This window comes from Streptomyces sp. JJ38, assembly GCF_019303475.1.
In the GTDB taxonomy this organism is placed as follows: Bacteria; Actinomycetota; Actinomycetes; order Streptomycetales; family Streptomycetaceae; genus Streptomyces.
Genome location: NZ_JABLSI010000107.1, coordinates 1 through 721, shown reverse-complemented (window position 1 = coordinate 721; position 721 = coordinate 1). Strand labels below are relative to the sequence as shown.

At 72.1% G+C, this 721-nt stretch carries 1 pseudogene; it reads right to left on the bottom strand.

Annotation, left to right across the window (positions count from 1 at the left end):
• Window positions 1-721, bottom strand: a pseudogene (locus tag HPT28_RS26445) (beta-ketoacyl synthase N-terminal-like domain-containing protein); the annotation flags it as partial.

Here is a 721-nt window from a genome sequence, read left to right as displayed (position 1 = left end):
GCAGCTCCGGAGCAGGCGCCTCCTCCAGAATCACGTGCGCATTCGTCCCACTGATCCCGAACGACGACACCGCCGCGCGCCGGGGGCGGTCGGCCGAGGCGGGCCACTCCCGCTCTTCCGTCAGCAGTGCGACCGCGCCGGACTCCCAGTCCACATGCGGCGACGGCTCATCCACATGCAAGGTCCGCGGCAGCATTCCGTGCCGCATGGCCTGCACCATCTTGATGACGCCCGCCACACCGGCGGCCGCCGACGTGTGGCCGATGTTCGACTTGATGGAGCCGAGGTACAGCGGTTCACCGTCCCGCTCGCGGCCGTAGGTGGCCAGCAGCGCCCGCGCCTCGATCGGGTCACCCAGCGTCGTGCCGGTGCCGTGTCCCTCGACGGCCGCCACATCCGACGAGGCCAGTCCCGCGTTGGCCAGCGCCTGCCGGATCACCCGCTCCTGCGACGGACCGTTCGGCNGCGACGCGCGTCCGACAACCGCTCGACCACCAGCATGCCCAGGCCGTCGGAGAAGCCCGTGCCGTCCGCCGACGCCGCGTAGGCCTTGCACCGGCCGTCGGCCGACAGCGCCCGCTGGCGGCTGAACTCCACGAAGAAGGACGGCCCGGACAGCACGGTGACACCGCCGACCAGAGCCAGCGAGCAGTCTCCCGACCGCAGTGCCTGGGCCGCCTGGTGCAGGGCCACCAGCGACGAGGAACACGCCGTGTCCACC